The following is a 25,682-nucleotide window of genomic DNA, read 5'->3' as shown; positions in this document are numbered from 1 at the left end:
AGGTAAAGTTTCAAGGCGTATTAATGAAAGTAACTTATATCTCTAGTTCTATAATCCCATCTAGGACTGCAAATAGTATTCATGTAATGAAAGTTTGTCAGGCTTTTTCAGAGCTGGGTCACGAAGTAACCTTATTAGCACCAGATGTTAAAGCTAATTATGAAAAAGACATAACAGATATCTATGAGTTTTATGGAACTAGCAATATATTTAATATAGCCAAGTTACCTTGGCTGACTTATTTGAAAGGAACATCACTTTTTTATGGTTTTTTTGCAGCCTTAAAAAGCCACAGAATGAATGCTGATTTAGTTTTTTGTAGGGATTTTCATGGTGCTTTTTTCGCGTCTTTAATGGGGAAAAAGGTTGTTTATGAATCTCACACTCCAATTTGTGATAGCAATGCCAGAGGCTTAAAACCTAGTATGTTTAGAAGTATGATATCTAAGGAAAACTTTAAAAATTTAGTAGTCATTACGCATTCGCTTAAAGCATATTACTTAGCTCATTTTCCGCAATTAAAAGGTAAAATTATTGTTGCTGCTGACGGAGCTGATCCTATAGCTCCCGATACAGAGCCTTTTGACTTTAAAAATGATAAAAGCCGCATGCAGGTTGGTTATGTTGGACACTTATACCCTGGGAGAGGGGTAGATATAATTATCGAATTAGCCTCTATGTGTGACTGGGCAGACTTTCATATTATTGGGGGGCAAGAGTCAGATATAAACTATTGGAAAGCGCTATCCAACGACCTTTCTAATGTCACTTTTCATGGTTTTGTATCTCCGAGTGAGGCTGAAAGAATGCGAATGGGTTGTGAAGTTTTACTAGCTCCATATCAAGCGAGTGTTGCCGTATCTGGTGGTGGAGGAAATACAGTCAAGTGGATGTCTCCCTTAAAGGTGTTCGAATATATGGCTGCCGGTAAGGCAATACTTTCATCGGATATCCCAGTATTACATGAAGTATTACAAGATAAAAAAAACTCATTACTTTGCATAGCTGATCAACCGGTTGATTGGGCTGAAAAGTTAATTACTCTCAGGGATAACCCTGCATTAAAACAGACTTTAGGTGAATCAGCACTGAAAGATTTTGTATCATCTTATTCTTGGTATTCCCGTGTTAATAATATAATGAATGAGATCCACTAGTTGTTGTTAGGTTTTGATGTTTTACTTTTTAAAAGCATTTGTTTTAAGTTGTCTAGAGTGGGAAAAAATGTGAGTACGAATGAAAATAAAAAAAAAGTTACCTTTGCTATAAGTACTCTTGGTGGTGGCGGTGCTGAAGGTGTGTGTGTAAATATTGCAAATAATTTAGTTGAGCGAGGATGGCAAGTCACTTTAGTGGTATTAAATCTTGATGATGCTGTACATACAAGTAAATTAAACGTAGGTGTAGAATTAATTGTCGTAGGAGCCAAAAATGCTAGATATGCATTTATTCCACTTTTTAAATGTCTTAAGAAGTTAAACCCTGAGATAGTAATTGCATTTAACTATGAGTTAACTATCGTGCTGCAAATGTTAAGGGGGTTTTGTTCGTTAAATTATTTACTGCTCAGTCGCAACATAAACTCTATGAGTGAGATTGCAAAAAATAATAAGGGTATTAAATTAAAATTATATTTTTTCTTGTTAAAATACTCATATAGTAAATGTGATTTTATAATCAATCAATGTAATGAAATGCAAGTTGATTTATTAAACATTATTCCCTCCTTAGAGAATAAAAGTCATGTTATTTACAATCCTGTAAATAGCAGTGTAGAGGGGTTTATAGCAGGATTTGATTTTTCAACAATAGAGAAAAAAGACTACTTTCTTTGTATCGGAAGGTTAGAGAAGCAGAAAGCATTCCATTATGCAATAAAAGCTTTTGCACTTGTTTCTAATAGGCATATGAACCTCAGATTGAAAATCATTGGAAAAGGGAGTCTTGAAGATTCTCTTAAAGCACTTGCTGACAAATTAAATGTTTCAGATAAGGTTGATTTTGAAGGCTTTCAAAATCAAACAATACCTTATTATCTTCAGGCAAAAGCCACTTTACTAACTTCATTATATGAAGGTTTCCCAAATGTTTTAATAGAATCAATATCACTGGGCACACCTGTTATTGCTTATGATTGCAAAAGTGGACCTAGCGAGATAATAACATCGAACAATGGAGTTTTAGTTAAACAAAACTGTGTAAAGTCGATGGCTTCAGAAATGGAGAAAATATTGGTTAATGAATCACACCCTCAAAGAATAAGAGAAACTTCTAGTAAGTATAGATTGAACGAAGTGATTAATGTTTGGGAAAGTATATTAGAAGAATTTATTCCATCAAAGAGAACATAAATGTCTTATAATTCAAATGATAGAAGATACTATATGCTTATTTGTTTTCTTGTAGCATTAACTTTCTCTCTTTTACTCTCGAACTTACAAGTGGACGCTTATATTGACAGGGTTAGTTATTTAGCATATGCAGAAGACTCTCTACTCGTGTTAGGAAGAAACTTTAACTCGGGGTGGTTAAAATTAATTTTTAATGAGCCGCTTTGGCTTACAATTAACATTATACTTTCTACAATTTTTTCTGTTGAAAATGTTGTAAGGTTTATAATTTTTTGTTCATCTTTCTTAACCTTTTATTTGGTTTTATCAAATGTTGATAAAAGATTCTTTGTTTTAGCTTTGCTTTTTCTTTTGCTGCCACAGGTTCTAAAAAATAATATTATTCATCTAAGGCAGGGGCTTGCTGTAGCAGTATTTCTCGTTGGGTGGTTTAGTTTAAATTATAAGACCAAATATTTATGTTTTGTATCCGCAGCACTCATACATTCTTCTTTTGTGATAGTGCTAGTTGGGATTGTTGGAGTTAACATTTTATTATACTTGCGTTTTTCTTATGGTTTAAGAAGTATAATATTCATTATCGTAGGTCTTTGTATTGCTTTTTTTGGGTTATATTTTGCGGAGCTTCTTGGTGCTAGGCAGGGTTCTAGTTATCAGGGAAAGAGTTCATCGGCAAGTGGATTAGCTTTCATTTATTGGAGTGGTTTCTTTGTATTGTTTACACTGCAAAGTAAAATTTTTTTAAAGTTACATGCAATTCCTACTTTTTTTATACTTTTATATTTATCGAGTTACTTCTTTTTACCTGTGACAGCAAGGGTTTATGAAAGCGTGCTTTTAATTATCTTACTATCCACAGTAGACTTTAAAGGGCTTTACCGATATTTGGTATCTATTTACTTTATTTTTTATTTTTTTGCTACTTGGGCTCCTAGAGTTGGGGAGCCAGGTTTAGGGTGGTTTGTATGAAGAGTCTAGGTTTTTTATGAAAGTTTTACATATAATTACAGGTTTAAACGATGGCGGCGCTGAAGCCGCTTTATTCCATTTGTGTAAAGCAAATAAAGAAAATGAACATCATGTTATATCTCTCATGGGTAATGGTAAATATGGTGCATTGTTAAGAACCGAAGGTTTTTTTGTAGACACATTAAATATGCCTCAAGGTAAAGTAACGTTAAATGGACTTATTAAATTATTTAAATTAATACAGATTAAAAAGCCTGATGCAGTGCAAACTTGGATGTATCATGCTGATTTAGTCGGCGGAGTTTTTGCTCGTTTAGCCGGCATCAGAAATGTTAATTGGGGTGTGCATCATTCAAACCTGACTCCTGGTGATTCAAAAAAAACGACTATTTATATTGCACGTTTATGTGGCTTGTTGAGTTTTTTTATACCCAAAAATATAATCTTTTGTGCAGAAAAGTCTGCGCAAGTTCATAAAAAAATAGGTTATTGTAGCTCAAAATTAAAAGTGATAAATAATGGCTATGATCTAAAGATATTTAATGTTGTTGAAGATGCAAAAAAAACAATTAGAGAAGAGTTTAATTTTTCTCAAGATACTGTCTTATTAGGTATGGTTAGTCGTTTTCATCCCTTTAAAGATCATGAAAATTTAACAAAATCTTTAGGATTATTGAAAAGTCAAGGTTATAAGTTTAAGTGTTTATTAGTAGGTGCAGGTATCACAAATGAAAATGAAACTCTGCAATCATGGATTGAAGAAAATGATATAAAGAATGAGGTGATTTTAGTTGGTAGCAGGAATGATATACCTACTATTATGAACAGTCTTGATATTCATTTATTATCTAGTTCTAGTGAGGCATTTCCGAATGTTATTAATGAAGCTATGGCGTGTGGTGTACCTTGTATAACTACAGATGTTGGTGATGCCGCTATTATTGTTGGTGATACAGGCTGGGTTGTTCCTATAAAAAACCCTCATGAATTTACACTTAGTATAGTGAAGGCTTTAGGTGAAAGGGCATCAACTTTTAACTCGTGGCAAAAAAGAAAAGAAGCAGCTCGAACTAGGATTGTTGATAACTATAGTATTGAAGTAATGGTAGAAAAGTATAATAATGTTTGGTCATAATAAAATATGAAAATTACAGTAATTGGGACTCTCGCTTCTTCTTTATATAATTTTAGGGGGCAACTGCTTAAAGATCTTAAAAGTGCTAACTTGGAGGTGACTGCTTTAGCTACGGGTGCGTCAAATTATGATATAAAAGAAGTAGAGGCTTTAGGTGCTGTTTATATCAATTATCCCGTTACACGAAGCGGTCTTAGCCCGGTTCAAGACTTTAGAACCTTTGCAGTGCTGCGTAATATCTTTAAGAAACAGCAGCCTGATATGATCTTAGCTTATACAATTAAGCCAATTATCTGGGGAGCTTTCGCTGCAAGAATATCCCCTAATTGTCGCTTTTATGCTTTAGTAACTGGTTTGGGCTTTGCATTTCAAAAAGGAAATTGGAAAAAAAACCTGTTAATGAAGCTAGTAATATTTTTATATAAAACAGCGTTAAAAAGAGCTGACAGAGTTATCTTTCAAAACCCTGATAATCAGCAAGTGTTTATTGAACTAGGTATTGTACCAGAATACAAAACATGTGTTGTTAATGGAACAGGGGTTGATATTAATCACTTTGATGTTAAGCCCTTATCCAAAAATCCAACGTTTTTACTTATTGCTCGGTTGTTGGGTGACAAGGGAATTCGTGAATACATTACTGCGGCAAATAGAGTCAAAAAGCAATATCCCAAAGCTATATTTCAATTAGTTGGTCCTGAGGACCCTTCACCAGATGGAATATCATTACATGAATTGTCACAATTGAACCGTAATAAAGCCGTAGAATACTTTGGCGCAACTGATGATGTTCGACCTTATATAGAAAATTGTAATGTTTTTGTATTACCTTCGTATCACGAAGGGCTGCCTAGAACTGTTCTTGAGGCTATGGCTATAGGGCGGCCGATATTAACTACTAATGTACCAGGTTGTAGAGAAACGGTTGTTGATGGTGAAAATGGTTGGTTAGTTGAAAAAGCCAATGTAGAGCAATTAGTTGAACGCATGACATGGTTTGTTGAGAATCCACAAGAGTGGCAAAGAATGGCTGAGGAAAGTCGAATTATGGTTGAGTGTAAATTTGACGTCCATAAAGTAAATACCGAGTTAATGGGTTTTATGGGGCTAAGTAAATGAAGCGTCTCTTTGACTTTATAATTGCTTTTTGTGCATTGCTTATTTTATCACTAGTAATAATTGTTGTTGCGGTAGTTATCCGTTTTAAATTAGGCTCGCCTATATTATTCACTCAAAATCGTCCAGGTTTAAATGGCGATATTTTTAAAATGATGAAGTTTAGAACCATGTTAGATGCCAAAGATAAACAGGGAAATTTATTACCTGATGAGCAGCGTATGACTAAGTTAGGCTCTTTTTTACGCTCTACAAGTTTAGACGAGCTTCCTGGATTATTTAATGTACTAAAAGGCGATATGAGCCTAGTAGGTCCTCGGCCGCTACTTGTAGATTATTTACCTTTATACGATAAAGAGCAAGCTCGTAGGCATAATGTACGCCCTGGTATTACTGGGTGGGCACAGGTTAATGGTCGAAATGCTATTAGCTGGGAGCAAAAGTTTGAGCTAGATGTGTGGTATGTTGATAACCAAAGTATATGGTTGGATTTTAAAATTTTATTATTGACCATAAGAAAGGTATTCGTACGCGAAGGTATAAGTGCTGAAGGCGAAGTTACAATGACTCGCTTTAAAGGGAGCTGTAAAAAATGAAAGATTTGATAGTTATTGGTGGTGGAGGCTTTGCTAAGGAAGTTATTTGGCTCGCCAATGATTGCAGTCGCAAGGTTAGAGGCGTTTTAGATGACTCTGCTCAAACGCATAATACACAAGTGCAAGGTGCTACTGTTTTAGGTGATGTTTCTAATTGGATCAATTATAAAGATTGCGAGTTTATTATTGCAATTGGTTCGCCACGAACAAGAAAAAAAGTATTAGATAAGATGCTAACTTTTGGGGAACCTGATTTTGCCATCTTAATTCATCCTAGTGTGAGACTTTCTAATACGGTTAGCATTGGTGAGGGCTCTATTATTTGTGCTGGCTCTATACTCACAGCAGATATATCGCTAGGTAAACATAATATTTTAAATTTGAATGTAACAGTAGGTCATGAATGTGAATTTGCTGATTTCGTTACTATTGCACCTATGGTGGCAGTATCAGGTAATGTTAAATTACAGTATCTAGTTGAGGTTGGTACTGGGGCTGTTATTAGGCAAGGTCTTGAACTTGCTGAAGGTTCAATGTTAGGTATGGGTGGTATTCTTACTAAGAATATACCTGAGCGGTTGATTTTTGCGGGTAATCCAGCAAAAAAATTGAAGGAAATTGTTGAATAATGGAAGTATCAATAATTGGTTCTGGAACGATGGCTACAGGCATAACTCAAGTGTTATGTATAAGTAACGAAGTTTCTAAAGTTAATTTAATAGCGAGAACTGAAGAAAAAGCTCTAGCCTCAAAAAATACTTGTGCAAAAAATATCTCTCGTCTTGTTCGAAAAGGCAAAATATCAGAGGAGCAAGCCAGTTTTGCGCTAGAAAAGCTATACTGTTGTTCTGAATTAGCTACTGTTGTTAATTCTGATTTAATTATAGAGGCAATAGTTGAAGATTTTACAGCTAAAATGGTGCTTTTCTCTAAGCTTGCAGAGTTTATAAATGAATCTGTAATTATTGCTTCGAATACATCATCATTATCTATTACTGCTTTTGCTAGCGTTTTACCAAATCCTAAAAATGTAGTTGGCTTACACTTTTTTAACCCAGCTCCGATAATGGAATTAGTTGAAATTATTGTAGGTCACGAAACTGCATTTGCAATAGTTGAGCAGTTACAGACTTTAACAAAAAATCTAGGGAAAGTGCCTGTAGTTGTTCAAGAGGCTCCTGGTTTTGTTGTAAATCGGATGCTTATACCAATGATTAATGAGGCCGTTAGTATTTTGGCCGAAGGTGTTGCTAATGCTGAGGATATTGATAAAGCAATGAAATTTGGAGCTCACCATCCAATGGGGCCATTGGCACTTGCTGATTTAATTGGTAATGATGTAAATCTTTCTATTATGGAAACTCTATATAACGAAACTGGCGATCCTAAGTACAGAGCACACCCTCTTTTAAGAAAAATGGTTCGAGCTAATCATTTAGGTCGTAAAACTAAAAAAGGCTTTTTTGAGTATTAATATATGCTAAATACCCCATTTTCTCCTTGGCCTAGCTTCACTCAACAAGAGGCCGATGCCGTAAGCAGTGTTGTTCTTTCAAATAAAGTTAATTATTGGACTGGTACTGAAGGTCGTGAATTTGAAAAAGAATTCGCTACATGGACTGATAGTGAATATGCAGTTGCCCTAGGTAATGGTACATTAGCGCTCGACATAGCCTTAAAGGCGCTCGGTGTAGGTGCTGGCGATGAAGTAATAACCACACCCCGTACTTTTTTAGCGTCGGCTTCCAGCATTGTAACGGCTGGAGCCGCGCCTGTATTTGCAGATGTTGATTTAAACAGTCAAGCTATTACGGCAGAGTCAATAAAAGCGGTATTAACACCTAAGACCAAAGCGGTTATTGTGGTGCATTTAGCGGGAATGCCTGCGGAAATGGATGAAATAATGGCGCTTAGTGAAGAGCATGGTTTTTATGTAATAGAAGATTGTGCACAAGCGCATGGTGCTAAATATAAAGGCCGCTCAGTAGGTAGTATAGGCCATATTGGTGCGTGGAGCTTTTGCCAAGATAAAATTATGACTACAGGTGGCGAAGGTGGCATGGTAACTACTAACTCTAAAGAGTTGTGGTCGGCTATGTGGAGTTATAAAGATCACGGCAAGAGCTTTGATGCTATTTATAACCGTGAGCATCCACCAGGCTTTAGATGGTTACATGAAAGTTTTGGCACAAACTGGCGCATGACTGAAATGCAGGCTGTTATAGGTAGAATACAATTAACTCGAATGGATGATTGGACTGCAAAACGCCAAGCTCATGGAGCATTATTAGATCAGGCGGCAAAAGGTTTCAGCTGTATTCGCTTAGTTGAAGTACCTGACTATACTAAACATGCCGAATATAAACATTATATGTTTATTAAACCTCAGCAGCTGGCTGATGGCTGGAGCCGAGATCGCATAGTTAATGAAATTGTTGAACGTGGCGTTCCTTGTTTTCAGGGGAGTTGCTCTGAGGTTTATCTAGAAAAAGCGTTTGATAATACACCATGGCGACCAAATAAGCGTTTGCCTAATGCGGTTGAGCTGGGCGAAACATCAATAATGTTTTTAGTTCACCCTTCACTAACTGAAACCGAAATGGCTAAAACGGCACAAGTAATAAAAGAAGTATTTGAGCTTGCATCTAAATAGCAATAACAGTTTCAGGTGTAGTTTGTTGTACTTATGATATTAAATAAATTTTGTATAGCTCTAGAGCCTAGAGTCTTGTATTAAAGGAACTTGTTGTGGATAGTTTTATCCGTTCTATTATTAACGCCTCACGTGCAAAGAAGCGAATAATTACATTATGTATTGATTCGCTTTTTATTATGTTGGCTTTTTGGTTGGCGCTTATTGTAAGGCTTGACAGCTTGGAGCCTCTTAAAAGTATAAATAATTGGTTGTTGCTAGCGTTGCTTATCCCAACAAGTTTGATTGCATTTATTAAGTTGGGTTTATACCGCGCAGTACTCAGGTATATGAATTCACAAGCGTTGTGGGCAATTATAGTAGGTACTTTAATAACGACAGTTAGCTTAGTGTTGTTAGCCTTTTTTACTGGTGTAAACATACCTAGAACTATGCCGTTTATATTTGCTTGGTTATGTTTGCTTACAGTAGGTGGTTCACGGATTTTAGTGAGGGCCATTATAGCTAAACTTATGACCAACAATAAAGAGTCAGTCATTATATATGGAGCAGGATCGGCAGGCCGGCAGCTAGCTACTGGCTTAAATGCAGGCCCTGAGTATTTTGTAAGTGCTTTTATAGATGATGATACTGCCAAGCATGGCTCTATTGTACAAGGTATCCCTGTAATTGCTTTTAGAGACGTTCAGGAATTAATTGAGAAACGTAATGCCACCAAGGTTCTCTTAGCTATGCCTAGTGTCTCTAGAGCAAGGCGAAAAGAAGTATTAGCCCAATTAGAGCCGCTTTCTATTAAAGTGCTGTCTATTCCTGGTATGGCTGATGTAGTTGAAGGTAAGGCTAAGCTTTCTGAATTTAGAGAAGTTGAAATAGAAGACCTACTTGGTCGTGACCCTGTAACTCCTAAAACAGATTTAATGGCAGCAAATATTACCAATAAAGTGGTTATGGTTACAGGCGCAGGTGGCTCTATTGGGTCTGAGTTGTGTAGACAAATTATTAAACAAAACCCTTTAAAAATAATTTTATTCGAACGCAGCGAAATAGCTTTATACTCAATAGAAAAAGAACTATGTGAATATATTGATCATGGTCAACTTTCGATAGAATTAATACCTATAATGGGTTCCGTGCAGCGTATTAACAGACTTGAAACTGTAATGATGGCCTTTGGTGTTCAAACGGTATACCACGCTGCTGCTTACAAACACGTGCCACTTGTTGAACATAATGTAGTTGAGGGGGTACGTAATAATGTATTTGGTACTTACTATGCGGCTAAGGCGGCGGTAAATGCCAAAGTAGAAACCTTTGTACTTATATCGACCGACAAAGCTGTTCGCCCAACCAATGTTATGGGAGCAACCAAGCGTATGGCTGAACTTGTTTTACAGGGGTTAGCTCAAGAACAAGGCGCTAAGCATAATACACGTTTTTGCATGGTGCGTTTTGGTAACGTACTAGGCTCAAGTGGATCTGTTGTTCCATTATTTAGACGCCAAATAAAAGAAGGGGGGCCTATAACATTGACTCATCCTGATATTACCCGCTTTTTTATGACCATACCTGAAGCTGCACAGCTTGTTATACAAGCAGGTGCCATGGGTAAAGGGGGGGATGTGTTCGTACTTGATATGGGTGACTCGGTTAAAATAAAAGATTTAGCGACTAAAATGGTTAGGCTATCTGGCTTTGAAATTAAAAGTGAATCTAACCCGCACGGTGATATTGAAATACTTTGTACAGGCTTACGCCCAGGTGAAAAACTATTTGAAGAGCTATTAATAGGTGATAACGTAGGCCAGACTACTCATGAGCGAATTATGACTGCTAATGAAGTGATGTTACCGCTTAGTGAGCTTAACGTGTTTATAGACGCGCTAGATACAGCTTGTCATAACTTTGATCATGAAAAGATTCGTAAATTACTACTTGATGCTCCAACTAGCTTCAACCCTACAGATGGGATTTGTGACTTAGTATGGAATGCTAGAAAAACTGCACCTGCAAATAAGAAAGTAGTTAAGTTAAGAGGTTAAAGGTTTCGGACTGCGGGCAACGAGCTACGAGATGCGGGTTACTAGCAATGGGCTACGAGCTAAGTGTAATTGGCCTCTCACCTAGAACCTCAAACCCATATTAAGGAATTTAAATGAAAGTTGCCGTAGTAGGCACAGGCTATGTTGGCCTGTCTAATGCAATACTATTAGCACAACATAATGAAGTTGTTGCACTTGATATTGACGAAAAAAAAATAGCACTTTTAAATAATAAGAAATCACCTATATTGGATGTTGAAATTAGTGATTTTTTACAAAAGAAACCACTAAATTTTACAGCAACAACAAATAAACAGGCTGCAATTGTTGGGGCTGAGTTTGTTATTATTGCCACCCCTACTGATTATGACCCCGATACTAATTATTTTAATACTAATAGTGTTGAGTCGGTTATTAGCGATGTTATTAAAATAAACCCAACGGCTGTTATGGTTATTAAATCGACTGTGCCTGTGGGTTACACGCAATCGGTTAAAGAAAAGTTTGCCACAAACAATGTCATGTTCTCGCCTGAGTTTTTACGTGAAGGCAAAGCATTACATGATAACTTATACCCGTCGCGTATTATTGTCGGTGAGCAAAGTGAACGCGCCTCAACCTTTGCTGATTTATTAAAGCAAGGCGCTATTAAGCAAGATGTAGAGGTACTATTTAGTGACTCAACAGAAGCTGAAGCAATTAAGCTTTTTTCTAACACTTACCTTGCTATGCGTGTTGCTTACTTTAATGAGCTAGACAGCTACGCACAAAGCCATGGTTTAAATGCTAAACAAATCATACAAGGTGTAAGCTTAGACCCACGAATTGGTAGTCATTATAATAACCCCTCATTTGGTTACGGTGGTTATTGCCTACCTAAAGATACAAAGCAGCTTCGAGCTAATTATGCTGATGTACCCAATAATATTATTGGTGCAATTGTTGACGCTAATACTACACGCAAAGATTTTATTGCAGATTCTATTATTAAACGCAACCCCAAAGTAGTAGGTGTATACCGTTTAGTTATGAAGACGGGTTCTGATAACTTTAGAGCCTCTGCTATTCAAGGTATAATGAAACGCATTAAAGCTAAGGGCATTGAGGTTGTTGTTTACGAACCTGTACTTGAAGAAGATGAATTTTATCATTCGCGTGTAATAAAAAACTTAAACGAATTTAAGCTAATATCAGATGTAGTGGTATCTAACCGTATGGTTGATGAGCTAAGTGATGTTGCAGATAAAGTATATACACGTGATTTATTTGGTAGTGATTAAAATAAAGATTAAAGGTGACGAGATTTGAGCTTCGGGACACGGGCTTAAAACTTTTTTTAAAAGGTTTAAAATGAAATATTTAGTAACAGGCGCAGCTGGCTTTATTGGTAGTGCGGTTGTAGAAAAACTAACCTCTGCTGGTCATGAAGTGGTAGGTATTGATAACTTAAATGATTATTACGATGTAAATTTAAAGCATGCGCGCCTCAAACGTATTGAGCATGGCCAGTTTTTGTTTAAGCAGGTCAATTTGGCTGATCGTGTTGCGATGCAAAGCTTGTTTGAGGAATCACAGTTTGATCGAGTAATTCATTTGGCGGCACAAGCGGGTGTACGGTATTCATTAGAAAACCCCTATGCCTACGCTGACTCAAACTTAACAGGCCATCTAAATATTTTAGAGGGTTGTCGCCAAACGAATGTTAAGCATTTAATTTATGCCTCGTCTAGCTCGGTGTATGGCTTAAACGCCAAAGTGCCATTTGAAACATCTGACTCTGTTGATCATCCTGTATCGTTATATGCGGCAACCAAAAAAGCCAATGAGTTAATGTCACACAGCTACTCACATTTATACGATATACCAACTACAGGGCTGCGCTTTTTTACTGTGTATGGCTCCTGGGGCCGCCCAGATATGGCGCCATTTATTTTTACTAAAAAAATACTTGATGGCGACACCATCGACATTAATAACAATGGCGATATGTGGCGTGATTTTACCCATGTAGATGATATTGTTGAAGGTGTTGTACGCATTGCAGATGTAGTACCAGCTAAAAATGCTGATTGGAGTGTAGAAGCTGGAACGCCTGCCAATAGCTCCGCGCCGTATTCGGTTTATAATATTGGTCATGGTTCACCAATTAGTTTAATGGACTTTGTAAAAGCCATTGAAGATGAGCTAGGTATTGAGGCTAAAAAGAACTTCCGTGAAATGCAGCCCGGTGATGTATACCAAACCTATGCAGATACCCAAGATTTATTTGCGGCAACAGGTTACAAGCCAAAAGTTGGTATTAAAAAAGGTGTTGCCGAATTTATTACTTGGTATAAAGATTTTTATAACAAATAATAAAGCTTAGATTAAGATATAAAAAAATAGACGTTATAACTAAACGTTAAAAAAGACCGAGCCTAATTTGAACTCGGTCTTTTTCTTTTTTTGATGATGTTGTTTTACTCAAACATTACTTAAAAAAGATTAAAAATGTTCAGCTCAGATATATTATTTAGCTGGTAATTTACAAAAATATTTAAATGATTTAATTAAAGGACTACCCTTGAAAGCTGTAATTCCTGTTGCCGGTTTAGGCACCCGTATGTTGCCAATGACTAAGGCAATCCCTAAAGAAATGCTCCCCTTGGTTGATAAACCGCTTATTCAATACATTGTAAATGAATGTGTAGCTGCGGGTATTAAAGAAATTGTACTCGTAACACATAGCTCTAAAAATGCCATTGAAAACCACTTTGATACCAGTTTTGAACTAGAGGCCACGCTAGAAAAGCGGGTTAAGCGCGCTTTACTTGACGAAGTTCGCTCTATTTGCCCTGCAGATGTGACTATTATGCATGTGCGCCAAGGTGAAGCTAAAGGTTTAGGGCATGCCATTTTATGTGCCAAACCAATCGTTGGTGATGATGACTTTGTGGTGGTGCTACCTGATGTAATCCTCGATGCTTATACGGCAAATCAAAAAACTGAAAACTTAGCGGCGATGATTGCTCGTTTTGAGCAAACGAAAGCCAGTCAAATTATGCTAGAACCGGTTGCTCTTGAAGATGTAAGTAAGTACGGCATTGCTGATATTAATGGTGTAAAGCTAACTGCTGGTGAAAGTGCAGTAATTAAAAGAATGGTTGAAAAACCAGCCGCAGAGGTTGCTCCTTCAAACCTAGCGGTTGTTGGGCGTTATGTTTTAAGTAAAAATATTTGGCCATTACTGGCTAAAACTCATGTAGGCGCAGGCGGTGAAATACAGCTTACAGATGCTATTGACTCATTACTTGCTATTGATACGGTAGAAGCATTTCATATGAGCGGCCGTTCGCATGATTGTGGTGATAAACTCGGTTATTTAAAAGCGATTGTAGAATATAGCATGCGCGATAAAAGCTTAGGCGATGAGTTTACTGAGCATATGAAAAAGTTGGTTAAAGGGTAACGGGCGACGGGCATCGGGTAACGAGCTATGAGCGACGGGGTATGGGCATCGAGCCTAGAACCTCGAATTAACCAGTTGGGCTAATGGTTTTATTTTCTCATTTACTCCTCATTCACTTCTCTTTGTGAATAAGATCTTAAAATATTTATGCGCAAAGAGTTTAAGAGACGCTGCGCTTTTAGAGGAAGTTACGGGCTGCTAGCTTCGGGTAACGAGCGACGAGCCTTGAGCCTAAATGCTAATACTGACGCGAGGTAAACTCCCGCCTACATGCATAAATAAACCTTGCGATATTAGCCGCAAGGTTTTTAAGTTTCTCGAACCTCGAACCTCGAACCTATCCCTTCCCAATCTCAACCTTTACATCATCTCCCAGTACTTCCCTGTATTTTGCTGCGAGTGCATTTTTAGAGTCATCATCGCCGTGGACTATTTTTATATGGCTGGGCTTTTTGCGCATACCGGTTACAAATTTAATTAATCCCGCTTGATCGGCGTGAGCGCTATAGCCATTTATGGTGTGTATTTTGGCGTTTATATTAATGCGAGTATTATTAATAACTACATAGCCATTTTTTGGGCCGTAGGTTTGTATGTCGCGACCTAATGTACCGCGACCTTGGTAACCTACAAAGAGTACGTCGGTGGTTTTGTCGGTTAAAAATCGCTCTAAGTAGTTAACTATCCGTCCGCCGGTGCACATACCGCTTGCTGCTAGAATAATTGCAGGTGTTTGGCGGCTGGCTAAGTAATTTATTAATGCTAAGTGCTCGCTATGGGTGTTTATTGTAGTGAGGTTTTCAAAGTCGAGTGGGTGACGACCTTTGGCTACTTTTTGTTTGGCTTCTTCATCCCATAAATATTTAAATTTTCGGTACTGCTGAGTAAAGTTAGCTGCCATGGGGGAGTCGAGTATTACTTGTATTGTGCGCCAAGGTGAGTTTTTTGTAGAGGCATGAATTAGTTGTTCAAGCTCGTATAACAGTTCTTGCGTGCGGCCAATACTAAAGGCAGGCACAAGAACGATGCCGTTGTCGGCAACAGCGCGTTCAATCACGTTTTTTAAGGTTTGCGTACGCTGCTTGCGGCCTTGGTGATTTTTATCACCATAAGTTGACTCTATGACTAAGGTATCGGCTTTATAGGGCGCTTTAGGTGCGGGTAGTAAAGGCGTATAGGGCGCCCCTAAATCGCCTGAAAATACGACCCGATGACTGTTTTTAGCTTTACGAGTTAGTCTATTTATATCTATTTCTACATAAGCGGAGCCTAAAATATGCCCTGCTCGTTGTAGTCGGGCTTTGGCTATGTGTTCACCTTTGCAAGGAAGTTCAAACCAGGTTTTAAAATCAACTTCAATAATTTGCTGTTTAAGTAACCTTAGGCAGGTATCTATTATTTTTTGATCGCGCGTGACGCCCACCTTTAATGCATCTTCAATCACTAGTGGCAGTAAACTGGCCGATGCAATAGAGGTAAATATGGGCCCTTTAAAGCCAGCCATTAATAAGTAAGGGATTCGGCCAACATGATCGATGTGACAATGGGTGACGATCAGCGCGCGGACTGTATCTATATTAAATTCAATATTAAGATCATCAACAGAATCTTCACCTTGAAATAGCCCGCAGTCAATTAGAAAAGAGCTTTGATCGTTTATTATCAGCTGGTGGCATGAGCCTGTTACGCCATTTACCGCTCCGTGGTGAAGTATTTGCATTTTATGTCCTTATGTTTTCGCTGCGGGCAACGGCTCGAAGCTAGCAGCCAGAAGCTAGCACTTAGAGCCTAAGCCTTTATTTTATAGGTAAATATAGCAGGTATTTTAATGTGGGAGGGGCTTTATACCGTAACGTACGGGCCACGAGCGGCGGGCAGAGGGCCTAGCACCTATCACCTCGTACCTAAACCCTAATACTGACGCGGGGTGAACCCGCTGCTACAGGCATAAAAAAACCTTGCGATATTAACCGCAAGGTTTTTAAATTTCTCGAACCTCGAACCTCGAACCTCGAACTTAGCTCTTAAAAGCGTCTTGTAGTGGTGGCACTACTTGCTTTTTACGGCTCAATACGCCGTCTAGCCATACTTTACCGTCTTCTGGTTTTTCACCATAAGCTTGCTCAACTAGGCTAGCATCGTCTGATGCAATTAGCATTTGTGAGCCTTCTTTCATAATGTCGGTCAGAAGTAAAAATACTGAATGACGACCGCCTTCTTCTTTAAGCTTCGCGATGTCGGCTTCAAGGTCGGCTTTAATCTCGTCAAATACCGCAAGGTCAATAACTTCTAACTGACCAATACCAACGAGGTTACCGTTCATGTTAAAGTCTTTAAAGTCACGCATTACTAAGTCACGTACTGGCGTATCTTCAACGGCTGATTTAACGCGGAACATGTCCATGCCTAGTTCTTTAAAGTCTTCAATGCCTGCAATTTCTGCAAGTGCTTTAACACATTTAATATCGGCAGTAGTACAGGTTGGTGACTTAAAAATAACCGTGTCGCTTAAAATAGCGCAAAGCATAATGCCAGCAATGTCTTTAGGGATCTCAACGTTGTAGAAGTCATACATCATTTTAATAATGGTGTTTGAACAACCAACAGGGCGGATCCAACACTCAAGCGGTGTCGATGAGGTTAAATCACCTAGTTTATGGTGATCAACCACGCCTACTACGCGAGCCTGATCAATATCGTCAGGTGCTTGGGTTTTTTCTGTGTGGTCTACAATATAAACGTCTTCGCCAGCGTAGCTAAGTTTTAGATCAGGTGCTTCAAAACCGAATTTATCTAAAATAAATTGTGTTTCAGGTGACACTTCACCTAGGCGAGTTGGGATTGCTGGTTCATCAATTTGGTTTTTTAAATAAGCCAGTGCAATTGCACCACATATTGAATCTGAATCTGGGATTTTATGGCCCACTACATACATTGACATGTCTAAACTCCTTAAAATTTGCCGATATTCTAGCAAAGTCTTTGGGTTTTAACATATAGACAGTGTAATTAAGTTTTGGTTACACTTTAAATCGATATTATTAATTGGAAGACCCACATGCAACTCGGCCGCAAAGGTTGGAACAATGTTATTATTTTTTCGATGTTGATTATGATCTTCTTTTTAAATGGACTGCATAAAAACATGGGGAATGATGAAACACAGGCGCAATTGCAGCCACTACTTCCTCCTCAAAGTTTTGTATTAACACTTAAATTTATCGACCAAAAAATTGAGCGTATTGGCACTAGTTGGCGTAGTACTGCTTTGCAAAAAAATGTACCGCTTAGCTGGCAAGGTTCAGAGCAGCAACTTAGTGAGCTAGTTTACTTATGGCAAAATACCGCGCTGATGACCACCACCACACCTGATGCACTTGATATGAATAAGCCACTATCGGTAGCCACGCTTGAACTCGCCGGTGAGCCCCTACCTTGGGTGTACTTATTATTTGAGGCGAATGGTCAGTATTATCTATTCGATAAAACCAGTCAGCGATTATTGTTGTTAGATTTAACCACTGCAACACAATTATTTCCAAGTTTTACCTTTTCATAAGTGAGTATTATTAATGCCTGAATTACCAGAAGTAGAGGTTAGCCGTATGGGCATTACCCCCCATGTGCTAAACCAAGTTGTGACTAAGGTAAATATTCATAATGCCAGTATGCGCTGGCCTGTGCCAGATGAGGTGTATCAACTTGAAGGGCTGGTGGTTAGTAGTATTGAGCGCCGTGCTAAATACTTATTGTTAAAGTGCGAGTTAGGCTCGGCTATATTGCATTTAGGTATGTCGGGGAACTTGCGGGTTGTAAACGCCAATGAACCACTTAAAAAGCACGACCATGTGGAGTTTATTTTAGCGAATAATAAGGCGCTGCGTTTAAACGACCCGCGTCGCTTTGGTTGCTGTTTATGGCAAGCACCCAATGAAGAGCATAAGTTACTTGCTAAATTAGGCCCAGAGCCACTCACCGATGACTTTTTTGCTAAACGTGTTTATGAGCAATCTCGCAATAAAAAAGTGCCTGTTAAACAGTTTATTATGAATAACGCCGTGGTGGTGGGGGTTGGTAATATTTACGCTAACGAATCATTATTTAAAGCGGGTATCGATCCGCGAAAAGAAGCCGGTAAAGTAAGCCTTAAACGCTACCAAGCATTAATCCCAATTATAAAAGACACCCTAGCCGCAGCAATTACTCAAGGCGGCACAACGTTGAAAGACTTTGCCCAAAGTGACGGTAAGCCAGGCTACTTTGCGCAGCAGCTATTAGTGTATGGCCGAAAAGGCCAGCCTTGTGTAAATTGCGAGAGCGAACTAACTGAAATTCGTCTAGGGCAACGCAGCACCGTTTTTTGTGAGGTGTGTCAGAAGTAATTAGGTGTTAGGTATTAGGTGTTAGGTACTAGGAAAACCTCAAACCTATGGCGCTCTCTTTCCGCGAGGCGCCTCTGTGCACTCTGTGGCGCAAAAGTTTAAAGGTGTTAGGTAGAGATTAAGCCAAGCACGGTGTTTGGATTAAACTTAGGTGGGTCTTTATGTCGTGCAGGTGTTTGGTTAAAGGTAAAAGAGCAGGTTTTAGGTGTTAGGTAGATATTAAGCCACGTACATTGCAAGGATTGAGCGTATGCGGGGCTTTATGCCGCGCATTAGGTGTTAGGTAGAGATTAAGAGCAAAATTTAGGTTGTATTTTATTAAATAAAAACTAAGCTCAGAATATATCATTAAGGATAATAGATATGATGAATTTTGAAAGTTTAGAGGTATGGAAACGAGCTGCTCGTTTAAGTGCAGATATATATAAAAATCCAACAATAACAAAAGATTTTGGTTTTCGAGATCAGTTAACACGCGCAGGATTGTCTGTACCTAGTAATATTGCTGAGGGAATGACACGAGATAGTGACAGAGAAAAAGTGCGTTTTTTAGATATTGCTCGTTCTTCTTTAGCTGAAGCTAGAACACAAATTTATATAGGTATTGATATAAACTATATTGATTCGAATGTCGGCCAACTTTGGTTGTGTGAAACATCTGAGTTATCAAAAATGCTATCGAGCCTAATCTCTAAAATTAAAGAACGAATCTGAGAGATTTAAATTGTTTAAGCTATTCTTAATTGCCCATACCGATTTTATAGTTATTTTTGATAAAACCTAAAACCTAAAACCTAAAACCTAAAACTTTTTGCGGAAAAAACAACCGACCGGTAGCAATGTAGTTTAAGTGCTGGTATACTCCCGCGTCTGCCACGTTGCGTTCTATGTCCTCATATAGTTTAGCCACTTGTGAGCGGCGAAAAAGTCTAAAACTCGAAGGGGTTGTAGCATACTTAGAGCGGTAGTTAATAATAACTACCTGTGGTTTTAATTGAAAAACATTGGATTTTTATAAATGAAAACGTTTGTTGCTAAACCAGAAACAGTAAAACGTGACTGGTACGTAGTTGACGCTGAAGATAAAACTTTAGGTCGCATCGCTACTGAAATCGCTCATCGCCTACGCGGTAAGCATAAAGCTGAGTACACACCACACGTAGATACTGGTGATTACATCATCGTTATCAACGCTGAGAAAGTTACTGTTACTGGTAACAAATTCAAAGATAAAGTGTACTACGCTCACTCTGGTTTCCCAGGTGGTCTTAAGTCTACTACTTTTGATAAACTTCAAGCTGCAAAGCCTGAAATGATCATCGAAAAAGCTGTTAAAGGCATGTTGCCACGTGGTCCTTTAGGCCGCGCTATGTTCCGCAAACTTAAAGTTTACGCGGGTACTGAGCATAACCATGCTGCACAACAGCCTCAGGTTCTAGACATTTAAGGAGCACTATCATGGCAAATCAATACTACGGTACAGGTCGTCGTAAAAGTTCAAGTGCTCGCGTATTCTTACGCCCAGGCACTGGTAACATCGTAATCAACAAGCGCTCTTTAGAAGAGTACTTTGGTCGCGAAACAGCACGCATGGTTGTTCGTCAAGCTCTTGAGCTTGTAGACATGACTGAAAAATTTGACCTTCACATCACCGTTGCCGGTGGTGGTACTACTGGTCAAGCTGGTGCTATCCGTCACGGTATCACTCGTGCACTTATGGAGTTTGACGAGTCACTACGTCCACAACTTCGTAAAGCAGGTTTCGTTACTCGTGATGCACGTAAAGTTGAACGTAAGAAAGTGGGTCTTAAGAAAGCGCGTAAGCGTCCACAGTTCTCAAAACGTTAATTTTTACGTTATCAAGAATTCAAAAACCCAGCTTATGCTGGGTTTTTTGTTTTTAGATAATGAGTTTCGAGTAACGGGCTACGAGAACCGAGCTGCTAAAGAGATTAAGTTCCGTGCGTTAAATTATATGTTTACTATAATTTATGATGAAAGCGAGATTAAGGCTAAGGAATGGTTTTGAGGTATGAAAGTTTAGATGTATGGAAAAAGTCTTTCTCATTAAGTTTGTTTGTATACCAAACCTTTACTGCTTTGAGGGATTTTGGCTTAAAAGATCAAATGTGTCGAAGCGCAGTTTCAGTGCCTAGCAATATTGCAGAGGGTTATGAGCGTTACTCTGATAAAGAAAGAGCTTACTTTCTTTCTGTAGCTAAAGGGTCTGTCGGTGAATTAAAAACTCAGCTAATGATTGCTTTTGAGTTAGGTTATATTAATTATGAACAAACAGAATACGCTTTAGATGAGTGTGAAAGCATTGGGAAAATGCTTGGTAAATTAATCTCTATGATTAAAAGTGCACGATAACCCCGAACCCCGAACCCCGAACCCCGAACCCCGAACCTTTCCCTTTACTACTAATGTCGACATTAGCTTGATCATAATCGGCAAAGCATGCGTATTTATTGAACGAAAGCTTAAAAATGACCGACTAACGCAAAAAAAGTTAAATAATTATCGCAATTAGTTTAAATCCATCAGTTAATTGGTGAATTTTTTTGCTACAATTGGCGGGCAAATAAAGTGAATGAGTTTAATGTCGCCAAATTCAGTTGTCACTGTACTTAGTTGGTGAGATTGTACTTGTTTACAAATTGTTTTTACGGAAGCGATACTATAGTCATTTGGTTTCATACTCGAGCTTACTTAATCAACTATTTGAGCAAGTCAGGTTTATTCGAGCAGGAGGCTGTGAATAACCTTGTTTTAAACAAGGGTTTTAATTATGATCGTTTCTCTTTTAAAATTCGAAAAATTAACCTGCTGTAACTGATGTTCTCAATATAGCAAGTGTTGAGAATCATAGTGGAGATAAGTGGATGAGCAATGCGCCTGTAGACAATGGCCGACGTCGCTTTTTAACCATAGCTACCTCTGTTGTTGGTGGTGTTGGTGCGGCTGGGGCTGCTGTTCCTTTTATTGCGTCTTGGAATCCAAGTGAGCGAGCTAAATCTGCGGGTGCGCCTGTAGAAGTAGATATCAGCAAACTTGAGCCAGGACAATTAATACGTGTCGAGTGGCGTGGTAAACCTGTATGGGTTGTATCACGGACCCCAAAAATGCTTGAGCAGATGAAAGAACATGAAGGTCAACTTCGTGATCCGCAATCGCAAGAGCCACAACAATTAGAATCATCAACCAATGATTTCCGTTCATTACGCCCAGAGATTTTTGTCGCTGTAGGTATTTGTACGCATTTGGGTTGTTCACCTAGCTTTTTACAAGGTGGCTTTGGTGAGAAAGTGGAAGGGACTGATGACGGTTTTTACTGTCCATGTCACGGTTCTAAGTTTGATATGGCTGGCCGTGTATTCCAATCGGTACCTGCACCATTAAATTTAGAAATTCCACCATATACTTTTCTTGATGAGACCACTATTTTAGTGGGCGAAGAACAAGGGGTGGCCTAATGTTTGGTAAAATTGTTGAGTGGATAGACGACCGTATCCCAATGACACGTGTTTGGAACATGCACATTGCACAGTATCCAGCACCGAAAAACTTTAACTTCTGGTACTTCTTCGGCTCTCTAGCTATGTTAGTACTAGTAAACCAAATACTTACCGGTATTTGGTTAACGATGAACTATGTACCATCTGCTGAAGGTGCATTTGCATCAGTAGAATACATCATGCGTGATGTAGAGTACGGTTGGTTATTACGTTATTTGCATTCAACGGGTGCATCTGCGTTTTTCATCGTTGTTTACATGCACATGTTCCGTGGCATGATCTACGGTTCTTACCAGAAACCACGTGAATTACTGTGGTTATTCGGTATGTTCATTTTCTTAGCCCTAATGGCTGAAGCATTCATGGGTTACTTATTACCATGGGGCCAAATGTCGTTCTGGGGTGCACAGGTAATCATTTCATTATTCGGGGCTATCCCGGTTATTGGTGATGACTTAACACTGTGGATCCGTGGTGACTATGTAATTTCAGGTGCAACGCTTAACCGCTTCTTTGCATTACACGTAATTGCACTGCCATTGGTTATTGTTATCTTAGTATTTTTACACATTGTTGCACTACATGAAGTGGGTTCTAATAACCCAGACGGTATTGATAACAAACGTAAAAAAGGAACTGTGGCTGAAGAAGACAAGCCTAAATTTAAGTTCCATGAATACTACACAGATAAGAAAGACATTATTGATGCGATTCCGTTCCACCCTTATTACACAGTAAAAGATATTGTGGGCGTGGTTGGTTTCTTAATCTTGTTCTGCTGGGTTGTGTTCTTTATGCCTGCTATGGGTGGTTTCTTCTTAGAAGCGCCAAACTTTGAAGCAGCTAACCCACTTAAAACACCAGAGCATATTTTCCCTGTTTGGTACTTCACGCCATTCTATGCAATCTTACGTGCAATCCCTGACAAACTAATGGGTGTTGCAGCAATGGGTGCATCAATTGTCGTGCTAGCATTATTACCTTGGATTGACCGTGGTTCGGTTCGTTCAGTTCGTTACCGTTGTGGTTTCCACAAATGGAACATTGCAGGTTTTGTTGTTACTTTCGTTCTTTTAGGTTGGGTTGGTGCTACACCACAAACTGATTTTAAAACGATTGTTTCGCAAGTCTGTACTGTGACTTACTTTATGTTCTTCGTACTGTTATTTGTTTACAGTAAGAATGAAAAAACTAAGCCATTGCCTGAGAGGTTAACGAAATGATGAAAAAGCTATTAATAGGTTTATTTGCTTTATCAGTAAACGTGTTACCTGCAATGGCGGCAGGCCCGTCAGTTCCTCTAATGGAAGCGGGTAACGATATATCTGATCAACCTTCTTTGCAGCGTGGCGCAAAGTTGTTCATGAACTACTGTCTTGGTTGTCACCAAATGCAGTATCAACGTTATGAACGTACTTTCCGCGACATTGGTATTCCAACAGAGATTGGTCAAGAGCAACTTATTTTTGATGGTTCAAAAGTGGGTGGTCATATCCTTAACGCGATGGCAAAAGAAGATGCTGCAAAATGGTTTGGTGCGGCTCCGCCGGATCTAACTAATGTTGCGCGTGTGCGTGGCAGCGATTGGATTTACACCTATTTAAAATCGTTTTACAAAGATGATTCTCGTCCGTTTGGCGTAAATAATACGTTATTCCCATCGGTGGGTATGCCACATGTTCTTCAAGAGTTGCAAGGTGTTCCTACTGCAATTACTGAAGAAGTAACAGTAGATGGTAAAACAACCACTCATATTACTGGTACAAAAACAGATGGTACGGGCGAATTAAGTGTAGATGAATATGACCAAGCAGTTCGTGATTTAACGAATTTCCTAGAGTATGTAGGTGAACCTACACGTCTCGAATCGGAAGCGCTGGGTATTAAGGTACTTGGATTCTTAGTGATTCTATTTATCTTGGCATTTATGCTGAAGAAAGAATACTGGAGAGATGTTCATTAAGTTTGAACATATTTAAAGGTAATTTTGCAATAGGGGCTTAAGCCCCTATTGCTGTTTTAGTTATTTAATGGAGGTAGGCATGGCCGTAGCTGCCAATAAGCGCCCTGTAATGACCCTTTTTTCTGGTGCTAACTGTATGTATAGCCACCAAGTACGCATTGTACTTGCTGAAAAAGGTGTAAGTGTAGATATTCATATGGCTGAAAAGGATAACCTGCCAGAAGCACTTCACGAAATTAACCCTTACGGCACAGTGCCAACACTGATTGACCGTGAGCTTGGTTTATATCAGGCAAACATCATCATGGAATACCTTGATGAACGTTTTCCTCATCCTCCACTAATGCCTGTATATCCGGTCATGCGTGGTCGTAGTCGATTAATGATGCACCGTATTGATACTGATTGGTACAGCCTAGCTGAAAAAATCATTAACAACACCTCTGATGCGGCGCAAGCTCGTAAAGAACTTACCGAAGCATTACTTGCAATAGCACCAATCTTTAGTGAAGCGCCTTACTTTATGAGTGAAGAGTTTAGCTTAGTTGATTGTTATTTAGCTCCACTGTTATGGCGTTTACCTGAGTTTGGTATTGAGCTAAATGGTGCAGGCTCTAAAGAACTTAAAGAGTATATGATTCGTTTATTTGAACGTGAATCATTCCAAGCTTCTTTAACTGAAGCAGAGCGTGAGATCCGTTTATAATGACTTCTAACCGTCCTTATTTACTACGCGCTTTTTTTGATTGGATTGTTGATAACGAATGCACGCCACACTTAGTGGTTAATGCTGGCTTTCCTGCAGTGCAAGTGCCAACACAGTTTGTCCAAGATGGTCAAATTGTATTGAACATAAGCCCTTCTGCGGTTACGCAGTTTTCGTTAGATAATACTCAGCTTAGCTTTAACGCGCGCTTTGGCGGCCAGCCAATGCAAGTGTACGTGCCTCTAGGGGCTGTACTTGCAATATATGCACGTGAAAATGGCGAAGGCACGGTCTTTACTGCAGATGAGTTTTTAGAGGACGAAGACGATTTTGCTCCAGAGCTTGAAAGTGTCGATTCATCACCTGAAATAGTTGATGAAACGCCAGCTCCCAAGCCTGAAAAGAAAAAAGGCTCACATTTACGCGTTATAAAATAGCTCGTAAATGTTAGAAAAAAAACCGCTTAATAAGCGGTTTTTTTATGTTTGTATGAAAATATTAGGTTAAAGGTTAAAGGTTAAAGGTTAAAGGTTAAAGGTTAGAAAGGCTCACGAGCGACGGGCTACGGGCCTAGAGACTCGAATTAATCAGTTGGGCTAATGGTTACTGTTTTCTCATTTACTCCTCATTCGCTTCTCTTTGTGTATATGGTTTTTTAAGCGGGTTTATTGCCTACAGGTATAAAAAAACCTTGCGATGTTAACCGCAAGGTTTTTAAATTTCTCGAACCTCGAACCTCGAACCTCGAACCTCGAACCTCGAACCTCGAACCTCGAACCTCGAACCTCGAACCTCGAACCTCGAAC

Annotated in this window: 26 protein-coding genes; 24 read left to right on the top strand and 2 right to left on the bottom strand. The window is 38.8% G+C overall.

Annotated features, from left to right (window positions below; translation table 11 throughout):
* Positions 1–23: 23 nt before the first annotated feature.
* The 13 genes from MTF66_RS15325 (at position 24) to galU (ending at position 14,307) form a co-directional block, all read left to right on the top strand.
* Entirely contained in the window at positions 24–1,157 is a 1,134-nt protein-coding gene (locus MTF66_RS15325) for a glycosyltransferase family 4 protein (RefSeq protein ID WP_248527614.1), read from the top strand.
* A gap of 69 nt (positions 1,158–1,226) precedes the next feature.
* Positions 1,227–2,351 (top strand): glycosyltransferase, encoded by a 1,125-nt coding sequence (locus tag MTF66_RS15320; RefSeq protein ID WP_248527613.1) that lies wholly within the window; start codon positions 1,227–1,229, stop codon positions 2,349–2,351.
* On the top strand, positions 2,352–3,320 hold the full coding sequence (locus MTF66_RS15315; RefSeq protein WP_248527612.1) for a hypothetical protein: 969 nt from the start codon (positions 2,352–2,354) through the stop codon (positions 3,318–3,320). It begins immediately after the preceding gene.
* A gap of 16 nt (positions 3,321–3,336) precedes the next feature.
* Positions 3,337–4,455 carry a glycosyltransferase gene (locus MTF66_RS15310; RefSeq protein WP_248527611.1) on the top strand — a complete coding sequence of 373 codons (1,119 nt, stop codon included), beginning with the start codon at positions 3,337–3,339 and terminating at the stop codon, positions 4,453–4,455.
* Positions 4,456–4,461: 6 nt separating this feature from the next.
* A complete protein-coding gene (locus MTF66_RS15305; protein ID WP_248527610.1) occupies positions 4,462–5,574 on the top strand; it encodes a glycosyltransferase family 4 protein in 1,113 nt (370 codons plus the stop codon).
* Positions 5,571–6,167 (top strand): sugar transferase, encoded by a 597-nt coding sequence (locus MTF66_RS15300; protein WP_248527609.1) that lies wholly within the window; start codon positions 5,571–5,573, stop codon positions 6,165–6,167. Before MTF66_RS15305 ends, MTF66_RS15300 begins: the two co-directional genes overlap by 4 nt.
* Positions 6,164–6,796, top strand: coding sequence for an acetyltransferase (locus MTF66_RS15295; protein WP_248527608.1), 633 nt, complete (start codon positions 6,164–6,166; stop codon positions 6,794–6,796). The genes MTF66_RS15300 and MTF66_RS15295 overlap by 4 nt, the downstream gene beginning before the upstream one ends.
* The gene (locus MTF66_RS15290) at positions 6,796–7,641 is read left to right on the top strand and encodes a 3-hydroxyacyl-CoA dehydrogenase family protein (RefSeq protein ID WP_248527607.1); all 846 of its coding nucleotides are present in this window, start codon (positions 6,796–6,798) and stop codon (positions 7,639–7,641) included. Before MTF66_RS15295 ends, MTF66_RS15290 begins: the two co-directional genes overlap by 1 nt.
* A gap of 3 nt (positions 7,642–7,644) precedes the next feature.
* Positions 7,645–8,820 (top strand): DegT/DnrJ/EryC1/StrS aminotransferase family protein, encoded by a 1,176-nt coding sequence (locus MTF66_RS15285; RefSeq protein ID WP_248527606.1) that lies wholly within the window; start codon positions 7,645–7,647, stop codon positions 8,818–8,820.
* 95 nt (positions 8,821–8,915) lie between these two features.
* Positions 8,916–10,859: a nucleoside-diphosphate sugar epimerase/dehydratase gene (locus MTF66_RS15280; RefSeq protein ID WP_248527605.1), complete on the top strand. Its 1,944-nt coding sequence runs from the start codon at positions 8,916–8,918 to the stop codon at positions 10,857–10,859.
* Between the two features lie 113 nt (positions 10,860–10,972).
* Positions 10,973–12,139 carry a nucleotide sugar dehydrogenase gene (locus tag MTF66_RS15275; protein WP_248527604.1) on the top strand — a complete coding sequence of 389 codons (1,167 nt, stop codon included), beginning with the start codon at positions 10,973–10,975 and terminating at the stop codon, positions 12,137–12,139.
* A 70-nt stretch (positions 12,140–12,209) separates the two neighbouring features.
* Complete coding sequence (locus MTF66_RS15270; protein WP_248527603.1) at positions 12,210–13,214, top strand: NAD-dependent epimerase; 1,005 nt, start codon at positions 12,210–12,212, stop codon at positions 13,212–13,214.
* 208 nt (positions 13,215–13,422) lie between these two features.
* On the top strand, positions 13,423–14,307 hold the full coding sequence (gene galU, locus MTF66_RS15265) for a UTP--glucose-1-phosphate uridylyltransferase GalU (protein ID WP_248527602.1): 885 nt from the start codon (positions 13,423–13,425) through the stop codon (positions 14,305–14,307).
* A gap of 337 nt (positions 14,308–14,644) precedes the next feature.
* On the opposite strand, the gene MTF66_RS15260 is transcribed toward galU, so the two are convergent.
* Together MTF66_RS15260 and MTF66_RS15255 are read right to left on the bottom strand one after the other, a co-directional pair.
* Complete coding sequence (locus tag MTF66_RS15260; RefSeq protein WP_248527601.1) at positions 14,645–16,027, bottom strand: MBL fold metallo-hydrolase RNA specificity domain-containing protein; 1,383 nt, start codon at positions 16,025–16,027, stop codon at positions 14,645–14,647.
* 297 nt (positions 16,028–16,324) lie between these two features.
* Positions 16,325–17,248: a manganese-dependent inorganic pyrophosphatase gene (locus tag MTF66_RS15255; protein WP_248527600.1), complete on the bottom strand. Its 924-nt coding sequence runs from the start codon at positions 17,246–17,248 to the stop codon at positions 16,325–16,327.
* Positions 17,249–17,365: 117 nt separating this feature from the next.
* On the opposite strand from MTF66_RS15255, the gene MTF66_RS15250 reads away from it, so the two are divergent.
* The 11 genes from MTF66_RS15250 (at position 17,366) to MTF66_RS15200 (ending at position 25,313) form a co-directional block, all read left to right on the top strand.
* Complete coding sequence (locus MTF66_RS15250; RefSeq protein ID WP_248527599.1) at positions 17,366–17,866, top strand: hypothetical protein; 501 nt, start codon at positions 17,366–17,368, stop codon at positions 17,864–17,866.
* A 13-nt stretch (positions 17,867–17,879) separates the two neighbouring features.
* Positions 17,880–18,689: a bifunctional DNA-formamidopyrimidine glycosylase/DNA-(apurinic or apyrimidinic site) lyase gene (mutM, locus tag MTF66_RS15245; protein ID WP_248527598.1), complete on the top strand. Its 810-nt coding sequence runs from the start codon at positions 17,880–17,882 to the stop codon at positions 18,687–18,689.
* Between the two features lie 366 nt (positions 18,690–19,055).
* Positions 19,056–19,403: a four helix bundle protein gene (locus MTF66_RS15240; protein ID WP_075170549.1), complete on the top strand. Its 348-nt coding sequence runs from the start codon at positions 19,056–19,058 to the stop codon at positions 19,401–19,403.
* A gap of 304 nt (positions 19,404–19,707) precedes the next feature.
* Positions 19,708–20,136, top strand: a complete 429-nt coding sequence (gene rplM / locus MTF66_RS15235) for a 50S ribosomal protein L13 (RefSeq protein ID WP_008110876.1) — start codon at positions 19,708–19,710, stop codon at positions 20,134–20,136.
* 8 nt (positions 20,137–20,144) lie between these two features.
* On the top strand, positions 20,145–20,537 hold the full coding sequence (gene rpsI, locus MTF66_RS15230) for a 30S ribosomal protein S9 (RefSeq protein ID WP_024600778.1): 393 nt from the start codon (positions 20,145–20,147) through the stop codon (positions 20,535–20,537).
* Between the two features lie 171 nt (positions 20,538–20,708).
* A complete protein-coding gene (locus tag MTF66_RS15225) occupies positions 20,709–21,062 on the top strand; it encodes a four helix bundle protein (protein ID WP_308200019.1) in 354 nt (117 codons plus the stop codon).
* 512 nt (positions 21,063–21,574) lie between these two features.
* A complete protein-coding gene (gene petA, locus MTF66_RS15220; protein WP_010390661.1) occupies positions 21,575–22,165 on the top strand; it encodes a ubiquinol-cytochrome c reductase iron-sulfur subunit in 591 nt (196 codons plus the stop codon).
* Positions 22,165–23,430, top strand: coding sequence for a cytochrome b N-terminal domain-containing protein (locus MTF66_RS15215; protein ID WP_010390662.1), 1,266 nt, complete (start codon positions 22,165–22,167; stop codon positions 23,428–23,430). The genes petA and MTF66_RS15215 overlap by 1 nt, the downstream gene beginning before the upstream one ends.
* Positions 23,427–24,170, top strand: coding sequence for a cytochrome c1 (locus MTF66_RS15210; RefSeq protein WP_248527596.1), 744 nt, complete (start codon positions 23,427–23,429; stop codon positions 24,168–24,170). The genes MTF66_RS15215 and MTF66_RS15210 overlap by 4 nt, the downstream gene beginning before the upstream one ends.
* 79 nt (positions 24,171–24,249) lie before the next feature.
* Positions 24,250–24,876, top strand: coding sequence for a stringent starvation protein SspA (sspA, locus tag MTF66_RS15205; RefSeq protein ID WP_008110861.1), 627 nt, complete (start codon positions 24,250–24,252; stop codon positions 24,874–24,876).
* Positions 24,876–25,313 carry a ClpXP protease specificity-enhancing factor gene (locus tag MTF66_RS15200; RefSeq protein WP_248527595.1) on the top strand — a complete coding sequence of 146 codons (438 nt, stop codon included), beginning with the start codon at positions 24,876–24,878 and terminating at the stop codon, positions 25,311–25,313. Before sspA ends, MTF66_RS15200 begins: the two co-directional genes overlap by 1 nt.
* The last annotated feature ends 369 nt before the right edge of the window (positions 25,314–25,682 follow it).

Source organism: Pseudoalteromonas sp. 2CM39R (assembly GCF_023161845.1).
This window is presented reverse-complemented; position numbering and strand designations above follow the sequence as displayed.